This is a genomic window from Parasphingorhabdus sp. (genome assembly GCF_965233695.1).
Classification (GTDB): Bacteria; Pseudomonadota; Alphaproteobacteria; order Sphingomonadales; family Sphingomonadaceae; genus Parasphingorhabdus.
The window spans coordinates 843,637-859,295 of record NZ_OZ247497.1 but is presented as its reverse complement, the minus strand read 5'-3'; the positions used below and the strand labels follow the sequence as shown (position 1 = coordinate 859,295).

The window sequence follows — 15,659 nt, the reverse complement described above, 5'->3', positions numbered from 1 at the left end:
GCTATTCTCTGGCCGCGCGCAGTGCCGCACCCGCAGCAAAAGGCGTGATCGCGACGAGCAACAGCGACACGGCACTCAGAAATAACAGCGCGCTGCCGCTTTGATCGGCCAAGCTGCCCGCTCCGAAGATCAGCAATGGTATTGCGAGCGGAACCAATAAAAGCCCGCCCAGGGCCCCGGCGCCTTTCAGGCCAGCGGTCAGGGCTGCGATCATCACCGCCAGGCCCGCGAGGGCCGGTGTTGCGATGGCAAGGCTGGCGAGCAGCGTGACCAGTGGCGGGCCTTCGAGCCCCATTAATCCGCTGGCGAGGAGCGCTGCAAACAGCAAAGGTGGTCCAAAGGCCAGCCAGTGAGAAATCAGCCGTGCAAAGGCGATGAGTTCATCGGTTATGCCGCGCACCAGCAGTTGATCATAGAGGCCATTGTCGAGATCAGGCTGTACCAACCGGTCGAGCGGCAACAATGTCGCCAGCAATGCCGCGATCCACAAAATGCCACCGCCGGTCTGGAGCAGCAAATCAGGATCCGGCCCCACTGCAAAAGGAAACAGTGTCGCGGCCGAGAGATAGAAAATCACCGGCAACCAAGTCCCACCACTGGCGTAGCTTTGCCGGACATCCCGCCAGATCAAAGTGCGCATCGCACTTATCATGACTGCGGTTTCATTTCGTCAACCGCCGTCAGTTCGAGCGACAGGTCAAAGGCAATGGGCAGCGTGATATGGCTCGCCGCCAATATCATACCACCGCTGTCGAGATGGGCTTGTAATGTGCGGCCCAATAGTTCCACAGATGCTGTGTCAAGGCCATTGGCTGGTTCATCCAGCAACCACAAATGGGCGTCTGTCAAAAAGGTGCGGGCTAAGCGCGCGCGCTGGCGCTGACCGGTCGAGAAATAGCGGATGGGCACTTCGGCAAGATGTCCGATACCGGCATCTTTCCTTGCCGCATCGCAATCCTCAACGCTCCTCCCGTCCAACGTGGCCCAAAACCGGAGCGCGTTTTGCAGTGGCAGATTTTCATCGAGAGCCATCCGCTCGTCACATAATGCTACCGTTGCCGGAACATGGATCGCACCCGAAAAAGGGGCCAGCAATCCTGCAATCAATCGCAACAGGCTGGATTTGCCGACACCATTGGGCCCGGTCACCAGCCCCGCTTGTCCCGGTGCCAGCGCAAAATTCAGATTACGGAACAGCAATTTGTCACCGCGCACACAGGAAAGGGCTTCGGCGCGCAGATTATCGCTGCCTTCTTCCCGTATTTTGGTTGACGCCCCTCGGTTCATGGGGAAGACTTAAGCCACGAAATGGCGGCAAAGCCAAGCAAGGAGTATCGAAATATGGTTGCGCAACTGAATGATGCCGAACGGCAGGCTGCTCTCGCTACCCTGCCAGACTGGGAATATGACGGCAAACGGGATGCGATCAACCGCACGTTCAAATTTGCCGATTTTACCGAAGCCTATGGGTTTATGACCCGGGTCGCGTTACACGCGGAAAAAGCCGATCACCATCCCGAGTGGTCTAATGTCTATAACAAAGTCGACATTACGCTCACCACCCACGACGCCGGCGAGAATGGCGGATTGTCGCAACGCGATATTGATCTCGCCACGAAAATAGAGGCTTTGCTCTAGTCTTTAGGCTCTAGTTTTTGGGCTCTGCTCCAGCCAGAACATTGCCCAGATCGGCCAGCTCGACAGATTGTTTGCGCAAGCGGCCGGGCATCCAACGGGCAGCAAAGGCCAATTGTTTCGCCATTTTATTGACTGGCGTATGGACCTTTTTGCCATGAACGGCTTCCCATGCTGCCGGACCGATAATCGATACCGGGCTGACGAGTACACCGCTTTCTTCGAGCCGCTCTTTGCCGGTTTGATTGGTGCCTTCCACCACATCCGAGATGATGTTGGTATCCACAAAGCCGGGCATCAATGATCGGGACTTGATGCCATATTTATTGAATTCCAGATCATGCGATTCCGCCAGGCCGCGCACCGCAAATTTGGTGGCGCTATAGACGCTGAGGTCGGCGACACCATATATCCCCGCAGCTGATGCTGTGTAGAGCACGCAGCTGTCAGGCGTATTTTTCAGCATTTCGAAACAGGCCCGCGTGCCGCTGATACAGCCGGTGAAATTAATCGCGATCATCAGGTCGATATCCTCGTCGGTCATCTCCTGAATCGGGCCGCCTTCACCAATGCCGGCATTGTTAAACAGCACGTTCATCGTGCCGCCGGTCAGTTCGCCGAAATTGGCAACTGCGGATTTCCAGTTGGCGCGGTCTGTGACATCCAGCTTGTGGATCGAGCTTTGGCCTTCGGGTAACAGTGCTGCGGTTTCAGACATGCCGGTATCGTTGATATCGGCAATACCGATAAACCAGCCTTTGCCTGCGAAATAGCGAGCAACCTCACGCCCCAACCCGGATGCGCCGCCAGTGATGAATATAGATTTCTGTCCGCTCTGATATGCCATGATCGTCCTCACCCTTTTTCATTGTCTTATTGACATTGATGTTTATTCGAGCGGTTTTTCCGCATCAGGTCAAGAGCGATTGGACATATGGGGGAAAGCTGGCCAATAGTAGCGACAATGATTTCAAGCCCTTCCGCCTCCGGACCAGCGATCAGTCTGCAAAATGTCAGGCGCACTTATGGTGCCATCACCGCCGTGGACGACATATCGCTGGAGATCGCCGCCGGTAGCTTTGTTGCGCTTGTCGGTCTCTCCGGTTCCGGCAAATCCACCTTGTTGAAAATGATCAACCGGCTGACAGACCCGACAGCGGGAGAGGTCTTGATTGCGAATGATAATGTCAAAGCGATTGATCCCCATATCTTGCGCCGCCGGATCGGTTATGTGTTCCAGAATATCGGTCTTTTCCCGCACATGACTATATCGCGCAATATCGCTATCGGTCTGGAGCTGGCTGGCGAAAAGGAGGGGCGCAGCGAGCGCGTCGCCGAACTGCTGGAATTGGTCGAATTGCCGCAGGAGATGGCGACCCGAATGCCGCATCAGTTAAGTGGCGGGCAGCAGCAACGTGTCGGCGTCGCGCGCGCCCTTGCAACCCGGCCGGGATTGATGCTGATGGACGAACCTTTTGGGGCGCTGGATCCGGTCACACGCGACAGTCTGGCGGGGCAATATAAGGCGCTGCATGAAAAGCTGGGGCTGACGACGATCATCGTCACCCATGATATGGCCGAAGCGCTCTATCTCGCTGATCGGATATTGGTCATGGAAGACGGGCAGATTAAAGCAGACGCGACGCCAGCGGAACTATTGTCGGGCGATGTTGGCGATGAAGCCGAAGCCCTGGTTGCTGTCCCGCGCGCGCAGGCGGCGCATCTCATCGCGCTGAGCAAAAAAGACGGAGCGAAAAAGGCGTGACAGAGGCATGGCAACCGGCCTTTGCGCGGGTGCCCGAATTACTGGCAGCCCATGTGCAGCTTAGTTTTTCGGCATTGCTGCTCGCCATGGCGTTGTGTTTGCCGCTGGCCATCTGGGCAGCACGCGCACCGAGAGTGGCGGCGGTAATTTTGGGGTTTGCGAGTCTGATCCAGACGATTCCCGCGCTGGCTTTGCTGGCGCTCTTCTATCCGGTTCTGCTCGGGCTATCGGCCTTGCTGGGCGGCGAGATATCGGCGCTTGGCTTTTTGCCGGCGCTGCTGGCGCTTACGCTCTACGCGCTGTTGCCCATATTACGCAATGCGGTCACCGGACTGACCGGTGTGCCGCCGGCCGCAAGGCAGGCCGCAGACGGGCTTGGTATGACGGCAGCACAAAAGCTGCGTCTGGTTGAAGCGCCTTTGGCTGCGCCGACGATCATGGCCGGTATCCGGACAGCGGCTGTTTGGACTATCGGCGCTGCGACATTGTCCACGACGGTGGGGCAGGCCAGTCTGGGAGATCTGATCTTTGCCGGCCTGCAAACGCAAAACTGGACATTGGTTCTCACGGGATGTTTTGCCTCTGCGGGGCTGGCGATTATCGTCGATCTGCTGCTCGGTCTGGTCGAGCGGGGTATCCGGGAACGGCGAAAGGTCATGGCATGGGGCAGCGCGGCGGTCATTGGTATCGGTTTGGCCATCGCGCTGTTGCCGATGCTTGCTGCGCGCGATGATGTCGTCGTGATCGGCGCAAAGGGATTCTCCGAACAATTCATATTGGCGCGCCTGATCGGTTCGCGGCTGGAGGAAGCCGGTTATGAGGTCCGCTATCAGGACGGGCTTGGCTCGGCGGTGGTGTTCCAGGCCGTCGCCGCCAATGATATTGATATCTACGTCGATTATTCCGGCACCATCTGGACCAACCAGATGAAGCGCACCGATACGGTGCCCGCAGACGACATGGTGCGTGAAATTGCGAAATGGAGCGCTTTGGAACATGGCGTGATGATGCTGGGCGCGATGGGATTCGAAAACACCTATGCCTTTGCGGTGCGTCCTGAAGACGCGGAAAGCAAAAAGCTTGAGACGCTGGATGACCTCGCCCGCGTGTCGTCTGATTTTGCGTTCGGCACGGATCTCGAATTTCTCGAACGGCCGGAATGGGCGATGGTCAAGGCGGCTTATCCTATTCAGTTCAAAGAAGCGCGTTCGTTTAATCCGACCTTCATGTATCCCGCATTATCGAGCGGGGAAGTCGATGTGATTTCAGCCTTTTCCTCAGACGGAAGGATCGCGGCCAATGGCTTTGTCATATTGGAAGATACCAAGGGCGCGGTGCCCTCTTACGAAGCAATGATATTGGTTGCTCCACGGCGCAGCGGAGATGAGATATTTATGAACGCAATCAAACCTCTGGTCGGTGCAATTACGGTGGAAAATATGCGAGAGGCGAACTATAAAGTCGACCGTGAAGCGGACAAGCAATCGCCTAGACAGGCGGCGCGATGGCTGGATGAGCAGATCAGAAACGGGAAAGATCAATAAGTGACAAAACAGTTTTTTGTGATGTTCCGGCTGCGTTTTCTGGCCGTTCTCGTTCCGCTATTCATGGTCGCCATGCCCGCGCAGGCGCAAGTCGCGGTGACCTTCTATTCCCATGATTTTGGCAAGAATTTCCCCCACGCCTTCTTTGTGTTGAAGGGCAAGCTGGAAAACGGTGAAGCAGTAGACACCAGCTTCGGATTTACCGCTGTGAATGTCTCTCCGGGTATTTTATGGGGATCGGTCAAAGGCAAGGTCGAGACGCCCAAGCCCAAATATATTGCCAATAGCAACCCGCATTTCACCGTGACGGTGGGGGACAGCAAATATCGCGAGCTGATGGCTCTGGTCGCCAAATGGCGCAATATGCCGCAGAAAAGCTATAGTCTCAACAAACGCAATTGCGTGCATTTCGCTAGCGAGGCCGTGGCGATATTGGGTTACCGGTTTAATCTGAAGACCAAATTCTGGAAAAAGCCGCGATCCTTTATGGAGGAAGTGATGGCGCTCAACCCGGGGCTGAAAAAATAGCATCGATCTTTTGACCCGTTCGTCCTGAGCCTGTCGAAGGGCCCTGTTAACGCGCGCGATCCTGGGGATGTCCTTGCGCGGCTATTTGCCACCCGTTCACATCACCATCGTGTTGTAATGATGCCAGATAAAAATTGCGACCGACCCGCGATGGGGTGACCAAGGCAAGGCAATTTCCCTGAGATCCTGTTCTGATGGGCGCGTGTCATGGCCCAATATATCACCGACACCAGCCTGTATCGCCAGATCACCGGCCGGCCAGATATCGGGGCGGCCCAAAGCGAAGAGCAGGTAGATTTCCGCCGACCAGCGGCCAATGCCCTTGACCTGGGTGAGCCGCGCAATCGCTTCTTCATCATCGTGCGGCAGATTATTGAGATCCAGCCCGCCGGACAATATCAGTTCTGCCAGACTGCGCGCATAGCCTTGCTTCTGGCGCGACAGGCCACAAGCCCGCAGCTCGTCAAATTCGGTCGCGATCAGCGCTTCGGCCGGGCAACCTGCACCCAAGAGCGCCTCCAGCTTGTTCCAAACGGAAGCCGCAGAAGCCACGCTGACCTGCTGCCCGACAATCGTGCGGAGCAGGGTTTGATAGCCCTCGGGATTGATCCGTGGTTCCGGATAACCGGCGGCCTTGATGGCCTTCCCCAATGTCGGCTCGACTTTGCTGATCGCGTCGAGGCTGGTCTTTATCGTCTCTTTTGATAGGCCCATTGCGGCTTCGCCTCAGGTTACTGGCCTTTTGGCCTCTTGATTCTTTTTGGTCGAGCGGACATAGCGTGCCGGATTTTGAATGAAAACAGCTTAAGGGGTTTCTATGCCAACCATCCACGTCACCGGTCGTACCGGAGAAGAAAAAGCCGTTACTGTCGACAGCGGCATGAACGTCATGGAAGCGATCCGCGACAACGGTTTTGACGAATTGCTAGCGCTGTGCGGTGGATGTTGTTCTTGCGCGACTTGCCATGTGCATGTCGATGCCGACTGGAAAGACAAATTGCCGGCGATGAGCGAAGACGAAGATGATCTGCTGGAAAGCAGCGATCATCGCAATGAGTTTTCGCGGCTCAGCTGCCAGATCGAATTGAATGATGACCTCGATGGCCTGAAAGTGAAAATCGCCGAAGAGGATTAAGTTTTTCGGTAAAGCGCCAATAAAAAAGGGGAGCCGTGAAGCTCCCCCTTTTTGTATCCCATATAAAAATCAGAATCGTATCAGCGCGCGCGGACCTTCTTCGGTCGCAGCACTTTTGCCGATTTTCCAGCTCATCACTTTGCGGCCGTCTTTTTCGGTAAAGCCATCGACGCTGTTATTGGTCGCCACCGTGCCATTGGTTTCCACCGTCAAAACACCGTCAATTTCAGAAATTTTCGGGGCTTTTCCGCCGCTTTCTTTCATCATCATCATGTTGAACATGCTACCTTGACCAGCAATGCCGGGTGTCAGCAACTCCACCGCTCCATCGCTGCGCCGAATGAGCTGGAAGAACGGATATTGCATCTGTGCGTCCGGAAGCACAGGAAAGCTGAAATAATTGCCGATGGGTCCGGTTTCACTATATTCTACGTCGAATATATTGCCGCCTGCATGTTCGACCTTCTTCCAGCCCTGATATTTGCTTAATTTCTTGGCGAATGCGACCATGCTGTCGTCATCACCCGGAATAGGACCGCCGAAAAACGCGCCCGCCATGGCAGATTCTTCTTCATAACGCTTCTGTTTGCGGGCTTGATCGCGCTCATACCGGTCTTGCCTGTTGGTGACTTCTTCGTCGGTGCATTCCCGGTCAACCACTTCATAGCTGAGATTTTCATTATCAATAGAAGGATCTGCATCCTTGCCATACCGGTCATATTCGTCCCCATAAACAGGGCTTTCGGCATTTACTTCACCATCGCTTTTATACACGCGATCGCGACATTTCAGCTTGGCCGGGTCAAATGGTTCGTTGCTTGGCTTTTTCATTTTGCCATCTTCAGGCATGGTCATCTGAATTTGACCGGTATAGCCAAATTCATACCGATCGCCGTCAAGAATGGTGAGCTTCGCATTGAACTTTCCGGGTAACAAAAAACAACCTGAAAGCAACAACGGTGCCGACAGTGCGGCTACAAATTTAAAAATCTGTTTCATCTAATTCTCCCGGTTTCGCGTATATTCTGCATAAAGCGCAATTGCTGCGGCATTGGACACATTCAGGCTTTCCATCTGCGGGGCCATGGGCAGGCGTGCCAGCGCGTCACAATGCGCCGCGACATTCTGCCGCAAACCTTCGCCTTCGGCTCCCATCACCAAAGCGACTTTGCTCTGCCCCATAATATTGCCAAGTGTTTCGTCCGCTTCCCCGTCCATACCGATGCGCCAATATCCCGCTTCGGCTATTTCATCGAGCGCCCGCGCCAGATTGACCACCCGGACCCAAGGTACAATTTCCAAAGCGCCAGAAGCAGATTTTGCCACTGTACCGGATTCCGGCGGCGCGTGCCGATCCTGCGTCACAATCGCGGCGGCATCAAATGCGGCGGCAGAGCGCAATATCGCACCAACATTATGGGGGTCGGTCACCTGGTCCAGAACCAATATCGGACGGCCTTTGTCAGCGACCTTGTCGAGCAAGTCGCCCAGCCAGATTTCAGGCAGCGGATCCACATCCAGCACCATTCCCTGATGCGGCGCCTCGCGCGGTATGACCCGGCCGAGGTCAGCGACGTCGCTATATACGACCGCCAAGTCTTCGGGCAGGTCGAGCGTTGCGAGCGCTTCGCGTGTCCCTGAAATTTTCTTCACGAACCGATGGGGGTTGGCGAGCGCGGCTTCCACCGCATGCCGGCCCCAGAATTTCAAACCGCCACCGGTTTTTTTCGCAGATCTATTTTTACGTGCCATAAGGCTCCTTAGCGGTTCGTCCGTAATGAGACACTCTTTTTTGGACCTTTTTCGCGGGAAATTTGCGATTTTGGAAGGGCAGGCATTGACACTGCGCGATGCTTTCGTCATTGAGCCGCATCTTGCCGATAAACGGTCAAGATAGGCAACCAAATGGACAGGTGGCCGAGTGGTTAAAGGCAGCAGACTGTAAATCTGCCCGCGCAAGCGTACATAGGTTCGAATCCTATCCTGTCCACCATTGCTTTGGCCCTTGGGGTTTCCTCCATATGGCCTCGCAAACCGAATGCGATAACGATTTCTCGCTGAAGTCTATAGGCCAACAACAAATGCGCAATTGGTGGTCCCAGAGCCGCCAACATTGAATGTTCCGACTGTTTTAGCCGCTTCGACTTGATAGTCTCCAGCATTGCCAGTGACTTGCTTGGATGCATCCAGCATCATACGAACGCCGGTTGCACCAACAGGATGACCCATTCCGATCAAACCCCCAGACGGGTTGACTGGTAGGCTGCCGTCGAATGTGATGACGCCTTCCTCAATCGCTTTCCAGGCTTCACCGGGTGCGGTGATGCCGAAATGCTCTATCGCCATATATTCGGTGACCGAGAAACAATCATGGGTTTCGATCGCGTCCAGCTGATCCGGCCCACTGATGCCAGCGCGACGATAAGCGTCGGTAATCGCCTTGCGGGTCCATGGCAGGACATAGTCATCATTGGCGCTATCGACCAATTTTGTTTGCATGAGCATCGGCGCTGTCGTGTGGCCCCATCCCTTGATCTGGGCGAGGCTCTCCAGCGGAACGCCGTGACTATCAGCATATTGCTTCGCACGGGCTTCTGAGGCCAGAAAGACAACAGCCGCGCCATCGGACACCTGCCCGCAATCCTGCCGCCGCATCCAGCCTTCGATCACCGGATTATATTCATCATCCGCGGTAAAACTCTTGTCCTCAAACTGCCAGTTGCGGCTTTGTGCATTGGGATTGCGCCGCGCATTGTCAAAATTTGTCTTGGATATTTCCATGAGATGCTCGTGGCGCAAACCATAGCGGCGATCATATTCTTCGGCGAGATCAGAGAACATGGCGGGCCAGATATATTTGGCATCCTGTCCCTCTTTACCAACGAAGATCGCGGCGCCCAGATTATCCGCGGCTTGCGCACCGGATACATTGCGCATCAATTCAACCCCGGTGACACAGGCGAGATCATAGCGGCCGCTTTCGATATCCGTCATCGCGCCCAATATTGCCAGCGAACCAGAGGCGCAGGCACCTTCGTGGCGGGAGGCGGGCATGCCGGAAAAATCCTTGTGGACATGTCCGAAAAAGCCGCCGAGCATTCCCTGACCGGTAAAGAGTTCCGCCACAAAATTGCTGACATGGCCGACGTCTATATCTTTCGGCTCCAGTCCCGTTTTTTCGAGCGCTGTGAGCACGGTGGTGGAGAAGAGATCAAATAGAGTCTGGTCTTCACGCGTCCAGTTTTGAGCAAAATCCGTCTGATGACCGCCCAATATGTAGATATTCTGTGACACGCTTGTCCCCTTTATTTCAACTCCTCAGCATCCGCCCAAACCGCATGGGTACCGCTGCAAATGCGATGCGGCAGGATGATTTGGCAAACCGGTCCTGCTGCAATATTCTTGGCATCCAGTATCACACATTCCGAGCGATCCAGATTCATATCGGTAATGAAGCTGATCAGATAGCCATCATCCTCTGATGTCGCATTTTTACGCGCAATGAAAGGGGCCTCTGACCCATAGCGGCCTTCGCCAAATTCATATTGCTGGGCAGCGCCGGTTTCCAGATCATGCTTGATCATGCCGGTGAAGAGGAAATAGCCGTCCTCGCCGGTCACGCTGTAGACATATCGATGTTTCTTGCCGGCATAAGCGGGGTTGATTGTTCCGAACTCAACAATCTCGTCGTCATATAGCCGTTCTTCCAGCGTTTCACCGGTGCTGAGGTTAAACCGCCAGCGATGCAAATGGGTTTTCAGAGAATGAAGATCGAGATTGGCGCCCATGGCCTGATATTCGCCAGGCAGGGATTGCAGCGGATCGGGCCGGGGATCTTCCTGAAAATAGCCGTCCATGATCAGCTCGTCGCCGTCTTCATAAGCATTCATGAAATGCAGCACATAAGTGGATTCGGCTTCAAACCACTTTATGTCTTCCTGGTTGCCAAAGCGCGGAACAACCGCAAAGCGCGATTTCATCGTCTTGTCGAAGACTGGGATATAGAAACCATTATCCAGCATCGCCTGCGGCCAGAACATCGGAAAATCATTCAGGATCGAATAGTTTTTCGAAAAACACATGTCGTGGGGCAGACGCGGAGCGGGCAAGTCAACTGGGATATAATGCTTGAGCTTGTTGTCAGCGCCAACGACGCCGTAATGCATGTAAGGCGCGTGAGTCGAATAGTTGAAAAACAGCAATTCGCCGGTGGCAGGGTCCAGCTTGGGGTGAGCCGATATACCGTCAATGGGAGCCCAGCCTTCTATCCCCAAAGTGTCCAGCGTGTGCGGGTCGAGCCGATAGCCCTCACCGCATTGCCAAAAGGTCGACAGGATATTGCCGGCATGAACCACAACATCGGTCGACGAGCTATCCTTGATATGACCATGCGCGCCCCAGCCTTTGCGTTCCGATTTTTTGGGATTGCCCATACAGCCGATCCAGAGTGACCGATCGGCCTCCGCTTCTGCTTCGAAGGCGCGAGTACGAATGAACCGGTTCTTATATTCCGCTTTGCCGCCAGACAGGCGCATCATGTGGAGCATGCCGTCGCCATCAAAGGGATGATAGCGGCCAATGGCATCATGCACGGGATTTTCGGTATTCCGAATATAAACGCCATCAATATCCGCTGGAATCTCTCCAATAACGGTCAGATCGTCGGCATCATATTCATCAAAATTCGGAGTCCATGCCCCGTTGAGATAGGGATGGTCGTTCTCGGAAAGGGTCGCTTTTACGCGGTTGACGAGTTGGGGCAAATTGCATGACTCCAATATTGGTATGGTTATAGAAGTCACTGGGCTATCATGTATGGATGCCGTCGGGTCAAGCGAAAATAGACCCGTTTGATAAGCGCCACGCTAAGCACTTGTTTGTGAGGTTAGTTTTTCAGTCCGGTGATCGTTACCGACTGGGGATGCACCGTCTGCTGGCAATCGCGACAGGCAATCTCCGGGACCAGCGGCTTACCGCACGTGGTGTGTGTCAACAGCACCGGAGGACCTTCCGGCGCGCCATAATATTTGTCACCCCATAACATCAGCATCATAATGACGGAATAATAGTCGACGCCCTTTTTGGTCAGAAAATAATCATAGCGGATCGGGTTTTGTTGATAGGGGACCGTTTTTAATACATCGGACTCCACCAGATCCTTGAGCCGTTCGGATAATATTGCTGGTGCGGCTCCGCTATCCGCCGCGATGGTGTCGAAACGGTTTAAACCGGTAAAAACGGCTCGCATGATCAAAGCCGACCAACGATCTCCCAATATTTCAACGGAGCCGCGAAGCAGAGATGGTTGATCGGACCGGAAAGAAACCTGATTGCGTCGGCGGCTATAAGAAGCCGGCATTTCCCCAACGCCTGGCCCTTCCACAAACGATACTTCCCGCAATTCAAAACTCTGTTTGCATGCTCCGCACACTGGCACGGGCTTGAGTGCAGAACCGCAGCTCTCGTGGCGCAATTCAAGATTGCGCCGTATATCAGCCGTGCCCCACTTGCGTTCCCAGACATAGAGGGTCAACACTGTCGGAAAGAGATCCACTCCTTTGGCCGTCAATCCATATTGAGGATGCTTTGCCAGTCCAGAATTCCTGTCTTTTCGAAGAATACCTGCTTCGATGAGGCGGCCCAGTCGATTGGACAGCAAAGCCTTTTGGATGCCCGTACGTTGCTTTAGTTGAGTGAAGCGGGTTGCTCCCAACCAAATCGATTCCAGAATCAACAAGATAGGGGTGTCGCCCAATATCTCGAGCGCCCGCCAGATAGAACAGGTTTTAATCATCGCTGGATCGGAAAAGGAATGGCTAGTAGATGGCATAAATGTAAATGATAAAATGAATAAGGAAGTAAAGCCTACAGCGAGCGGGAAACCTTGGCAACGGCGATGGATCACCCCATTGAGCGATGTCGTCCGAAATTCGCCATTGCCTGGACATTCAATACAGCTTGTGGCGATTAGGGTCAGATTATTCGCAACGGCATCTGGGGAAGCTTGCCAGGCTGAGTTTCCTCGCACCCGATATTACCAAAGCCATTATTCAAGGGTCGCAACCCGTCAATTTGACGGGAAGGCGCTTTCTGCGAGCTGGCACAATTCCCCTGGATTGGGAAAGCCAACGAACCATGTTCGGGTTCGAATAAAGCCAAAATCAATCACATTCTGACAGTGCATCTGGGATCCGTGTTTCGGGGCATCGAGATAATCCGGCCATTTGCAGACATATGGCCGGCGACAAATGGTCTCTGAGACGAAGTTCACCCAACCGGAACGAGCTAAGTTACCGAAATTTAGTGGTTAAATGGACGATCCATTTCTGCCGCCGGAGACGCTCGAAATCGGGGAAAGAAATGGTGCTGCTAGGGAGAATTGAACTCCCGACCTCGTCATTACCAATGACGCGCTCTACCACTGAGCTACAGCAGCACTAGTTTCATTGCAGGAGCCATCTGCTCCAAGCCCCGCGCCTATGGCGAAAGGGTTAAGGACTTGTCAAGCGGAGTTGCATTTTTGATTGCGGGCTGTCAAATAATGGTCATGCCCAAGCCACAACCAAAGTCTGAAAAACAGCGTAAGGAAGCCGCCAAGGCCGAACGGCTTACCGAGCAATTGCGCGCGAATTTGCGGCGGCGCAAGGCGCAAGCCAAGGATTTAGAGGATGGAGTCCGGAAATAGGGCGTAGCTAGACGGCAACGACGGCCCGTTCCGGTTCGATAATCTCAAATTCCGTGACCGCATCGATAAAGCTCTGGGCCACCGGCGTGACTTGTTCTGTCGCCGGGTCGAACCAGACATAGGTCAGTTTAACGACATTCAGCAGCGTGTTGTCCCGCACGATATGGGCGATGGCGGAATAGCTTGTCCGGCCGAATCGGGTGATCCGCAGACACACATCAATCAGATCATCTGCCTTGGCCGGAGCCAGAAAATCAACCTCGGCATGGCGAACCCAATTGTCGCCGCCAAATAGCTCCATAAATTTACCGAGGGAATCTTCGTTACCCTTGGCACCGACGAGCGCGCGGAAATATTCGGTCACGCCGATATCAGCAAAAGCGAGATAGTTGGCGTTGAACACGATGCCCTGCATGTCAGCTTCGGCATAGCGCACGCGGACGGGGGTTATCAGGCGAAAACCTTCGCGCGGGTTCTGGGCTTCTTTTATCATTTGATTTTCTGTCGTCCTGAATCTGTCAGTATTCGTCATCCTGAATAAAGTTCAGGATGACGAGAATATAGGAATGCTAAAGAGCCGCCGTCTGCGCCTTGAGCCAATCCAACGCTTCACCGGAAATCTGTGGCCCGACGATAGCGAGCACCTGGGCGTGATAGTCATCCACCCACTGGCGCTGAGCATCCGACAGGACCGTGACATCAATCAGCCGCCGGTCGAGCGGCGCAAAGGTCAGCGTCTCGAAACCGAGCATTTCCTGCTCCGCGCCGGGTACGTCGCGTTCTTCGACAAGGATCAGATTTTCGATACGAATGCCAAAGGCATTGTCTTTATAATAGCCTGGCTCGTTGGAACAGATCATGCCCGCCACAAGCGGTTCGTTAAACCCGCCAAAAGCGGCAATCCGCTGCGGCCCCTCATGGACCGACAAATAGGCGCCGACGCCGTGGCCTGTACCGTGGGCATAGTCGACACCATCAGCCCAGAGATATTGCCGTGCAAGTATATCGAGCTGCCCGCCTGTGGTTCCCTTGGGAAAGACCGCTTTGGCAAGCGCGATATGGCCCTGCAAAACCTGCGTGTAGCGCTTGATCATTTCCGCCGTGGGCTCGCCCACCGCCATGGTGCGCGTCACATCGGTCGTGCCATCACGATATTGACCGCCGCTATCGACCAGATAAAGCGTGCCGGTTTCGATTTTACGATTGGTTTCCTCGTTCACGCTATAATGGCACAATGCGCCATTCGGACCGGCACCAGAGATGGTGCGGAAAGACAGGTCCATCAGCTTGTTCGATTGCCCGCGAAATTCAGCAAGCTTGGCGGCGACTGACAGTTCATCATGGCCGCCTTTGGGTGCTTCTTTTGAGAACCAGTGCAGAAACTGGCTCAGCGCCGCGCCATCGCGTGCCTGAGCCGCTTTGTGGCCATCGACCTCGGTTTCATTCTTGATCGCCTTGGCGAGGATCGTCGGATCACGTTTCTTCACGATCTGCGCGCCGGCGCCTTCAAGCTGCCCGAATATTGCCGCCACGGACCGCTCGGGATCAACACCGATCTTCTGGCCTTGATATTCCGTCAAAGCATCTGGAAATTCGCTGTAATCCCGCAGGGCAACCGCATTGCCCAGATGCACACGCACATCATCGGTCAGCTTTTCCGGTGCGACAAATAATTCTGCATTGCCATCGGCCTTGACGATCGCATAGCCCCGCGGAACGGGGGTATTGGAGATATCCTTGCCACGGATATTAAACGCCCATGCGACCGAATCGAGCGCGGCAATCACGGTTGCATCGAGCCCCTCTTCCTTCAGCCAAGCAGCAATGTCAGCGCGCTTTTCGCTTGCGCTTTTGCCCGCAAATTCATCCGGCTGCACATCCAGTTTCGCCAATGATGGTTCTGGTTGGTCATCCCAAACTGCGTCAATGGGATTATTCTTGACCGCCACCAGTTTCGCGTCTTTTTTTGCCAGCTTCGCCTCGGCCGATTTGGCCCAATCCTGTGTATGCAGCCACGCATCATAGCCGATGGATGACCCTTCGGGCGCGTTCTCACCCAACCATTCGGTCACGCTTTTATCCGCCGTGCCAACATATTCATATAATTTGCCATCAACCTGATCGCGCACCTGGATCGTATAGCGCCCGTCGACGAAAATCGCCGCCTGGTCCTTCAGCACGACCGCCGATCCCGCCGATCCTCCGAAACCGGTGAGCCAGGCGAGGCGCTGGGCATAGTCACCGACATATTCGCTCATATGCTCGTCACAAATCGGCACGACGAAACCGTCCAGACCGTCTTTCGCCATTTGCTCGCGCAAGGCAGCAAGCCTTGCTTCATAGGTGGACATCAACATCGGCTGCGAA

Annotated in this window: 17 protein-coding genes and 2 tRNA genes; 7 read left to right on the top strand and 12 right to left on the bottom strand. The window is 54.6% G+C overall.

Annotated features, from left to right (window positions below; all coding sequences use genetic code 11):
• Position 1 precedes the first annotated feature (1 nt).
• Complete coding sequence (locus tag ACO6S1_RS04000; RefSeq protein WP_422346132.1) at positions 2 to 649, bottom strand: heme exporter protein CcmB; 648 nt, start codon at positions 647 to 649, stop codon at positions 2 to 4.
• Positions 649 to 1,287 carry a heme ABC exporter ATP-binding protein CcmA gene (gene ccmA, locus ACO6S1_RS03995; protein ID WP_422345040.1) on the bottom strand — a complete coding sequence of 213 codons (639 nt, stop codon included), beginning with the start codon at positions 1,285 to 1,287 and terminating at the stop codon, positions 649 to 651. The genes ACO6S1_RS04000 and ccmA overlap by 1 nt, the downstream gene beginning before the upstream one ends.
• Before the next feature lie 54 nt (positions 1,288 to 1,341).
• Between ccmA and ACO6S1_RS03990 the strand changes: the two genes are divergently transcribed.
• Entirely contained in the window at positions 1,342 to 1,638 is a 297-nt protein-coding gene (locus ACO6S1_RS03990) for a 4a-hydroxytetrahydrobiopterin dehydratase (RefSeq protein WP_422345039.1), read from the top strand.
• Positions 1,639 to 1,648: 10 nt separating this feature from the next.
• Here ACO6S1_RS03990 and ACO6S1_RS03985 read toward each other — a convergent pair whose 3' ends face one another.
• Positions 1,649 to 2,482, bottom strand: coding sequence for an SDR family oxidoreductase (locus ACO6S1_RS03985; RefSeq protein ID WP_422345038.1), 834 nt, complete (start codon positions 2,480 to 2,482; stop codon positions 1,649 to 1,651).
• Between the two features lie 117 nt (positions 2,483 to 2,599).
• Here ACO6S1_RS03985 and ACO6S1_RS03980 point away from each other — a divergent pair, with 117 nt between their 5' ends.
• The 3 genes from ACO6S1_RS03980 to ACO6S1_RS03970 are packed head-to-tail and all read left to right on the top strand — an operon-like array spanning position 2,600 to position 5,472.
• Positions 2,600 to 3,400, top strand: a complete 801-nt coding sequence (locus tag ACO6S1_RS03980; protein WP_422345037.1) for an ATP-binding cassette domain-containing protein — start codon at positions 2,600 to 2,602, stop codon at positions 3,398 to 3,400.
• Entirely contained in the window at positions 3,397 to 4,944 is a 1,548-nt protein-coding gene (locus ACO6S1_RS03975; protein WP_422345036.1) for an ABC transporter permease/substrate-binding protein, read from the top strand. The genes ACO6S1_RS03980 and ACO6S1_RS03975 overlap by 4 nt, the downstream gene beginning before the upstream one ends.
• Positions 4,945 to 5,472: a hypothetical protein gene (locus tag ACO6S1_RS03970; protein ID WP_422345035.1), complete on the top strand. Its 528-nt coding sequence runs from the start codon at positions 4,945 to 4,947 to the stop codon at positions 5,470 to 5,472.
• A 96-nt stretch (positions 5,473 to 5,568) separates the two neighbouring features.
• Here the strand turns inward: ACO6S1_RS03970 and ACO6S1_RS03965 are convergent, their stop codons facing one another.
• Positions 5,569 to 6,186, bottom strand: a complete 618-nt coding sequence (locus ACO6S1_RS03965; RefSeq protein ID WP_422345034.1) for a DNA-3-methyladenine glycosylase family protein — start codon at positions 6,184 to 6,186, stop codon at positions 5,569 to 5,571.
• A 103-nt stretch (positions 6,187 to 6,289) separates the two neighbouring features.
• Here ACO6S1_RS03965 and ACO6S1_RS03960 point away from each other — a divergent pair, with 103 nt between their 5' ends.
• Positions 6,290 to 6,607: a 2Fe-2S iron-sulfur cluster-binding protein gene (locus ACO6S1_RS03960; protein WP_422345033.1), complete on the top strand. Its 318-nt coding sequence runs from the start codon at positions 6,290 to 6,292 to the stop codon at positions 6,605 to 6,607.
• Between the two features lie 69 nt (positions 6,608 to 6,676).
• Here ACO6S1_RS03960 and ACO6S1_RS03955 read toward each other — a convergent pair whose 3' ends face one another.
• Together ACO6S1_RS03955 and rlmB are read right to left on the bottom strand one after the other, a co-directional pair.
• On the bottom strand, positions 6,677 to 7,606 hold the full coding sequence (locus tag ACO6S1_RS03955) for a hypothetical protein (RefSeq protein WP_422345032.1): 930 nt from the start codon (positions 7,604 to 7,606) through the stop codon (positions 6,677 to 6,679).
• Positions 7,607 to 8,359, bottom strand: coding sequence for a 23S rRNA (guanosine(2251)-2'-O)-methyltransferase RlmB (gene rlmB / locus ACO6S1_RS03950; protein WP_422345031.1), 753 nt, complete (start codon positions 8,357 to 8,359; stop codon positions 7,607 to 7,609).
• A gap of 155 nt (positions 8,360 to 8,514) precedes the next feature.
• Here rlmB and ACO6S1_RS03945 point away from each other — a divergent pair.
• Positions 8,515 to 8,600: transfer RNA gene (locus ACO6S1_RS03945), tRNA-Tyr, on the top strand.
• Between the two features lie 71 nt (positions 8,601 to 8,671).
• Here the strand turns inward: ACO6S1_RS03945 and ACO6S1_RS03940 are convergent.
• The 4 genes from ACO6S1_RS03940 to ACO6S1_RS03925 all read right to left on the bottom strand — a co-directional run bounded on the left by ACO6S1_RS03940 (position 8,672) and on the right by ACO6S1_RS03925 (position 13,043).
• Positions 8,672 to 9,901, bottom strand: coding sequence for an acetyl-CoA acetyltransferase (locus ACO6S1_RS03940; RefSeq protein ID WP_422345030.1), 1,230 nt, complete (start codon positions 9,899 to 9,901; stop codon positions 8,672 to 8,674).
• A gap of 11 nt (positions 9,902 to 9,912) precedes the next feature.
• Complete coding sequence (locus ACO6S1_RS03935; RefSeq protein ID WP_422345029.1) at positions 9,913 to 11,370, bottom strand: carotenoid oxygenase family protein; 1,458 nt, start codon at positions 11,368 to 11,370, stop codon at positions 9,913 to 9,915.
• 122 nt (positions 11,371 to 11,492) lie between these two features.
• Complete coding sequence (locus ACO6S1_RS03930; protein WP_422345028.1) at positions 11,493 to 12,401, bottom strand: winged helix-turn-helix transcriptional regulator; 909 nt, start codon at positions 12,399 to 12,401, stop codon at positions 11,493 to 11,495.
• 567 nt (positions 12,402 to 12,968) lie between these two features.
• Positions 12,969 to 13,043, bottom strand: a tRNA-Thr gene (locus tag ACO6S1_RS03925).
• Between the two features lie 105 nt (positions 13,044 to 13,148).
• On the opposite strand from ACO6S1_RS03925, the gene ACO6S1_RS03920 reads away from it, so the two are divergent.
• Entirely contained in the window at positions 13,149 to 13,292 is a 144-nt protein-coding gene (locus tag ACO6S1_RS03920; RefSeq protein ID WP_422345027.1) for a hypothetical protein, read from the top strand.
• Positions 13,293 to 13,299: 7 nt separating this feature from the next.
• Here ACO6S1_RS03920 and ACO6S1_RS03915 read toward each other — a convergent pair whose 3' ends face one another.
• Together ACO6S1_RS03915 and ACO6S1_RS03910 are read right to left on the bottom strand one after the other, a co-directional pair.
• Positions 13,300 to 13,785, bottom strand: a complete 486-nt coding sequence (locus ACO6S1_RS03915; RefSeq protein WP_422345026.1) for an acyl-CoA thioesterase — start codon at positions 13,783 to 13,785, stop codon at positions 13,300 to 13,302.
• A gap of 76 nt (positions 13,786 to 13,861) precedes the next feature.
• Positions 13,862 to 15,643, bottom strand: coding sequence for an aminopeptidase P family protein (locus tag ACO6S1_RS03910; protein WP_422346131.1), 1,782 nt, complete (start codon positions 15,641 to 15,643; stop codon positions 13,862 to 13,864).
• Positions 15,644 to 15,659: the final 16 nt, after the last annotated feature.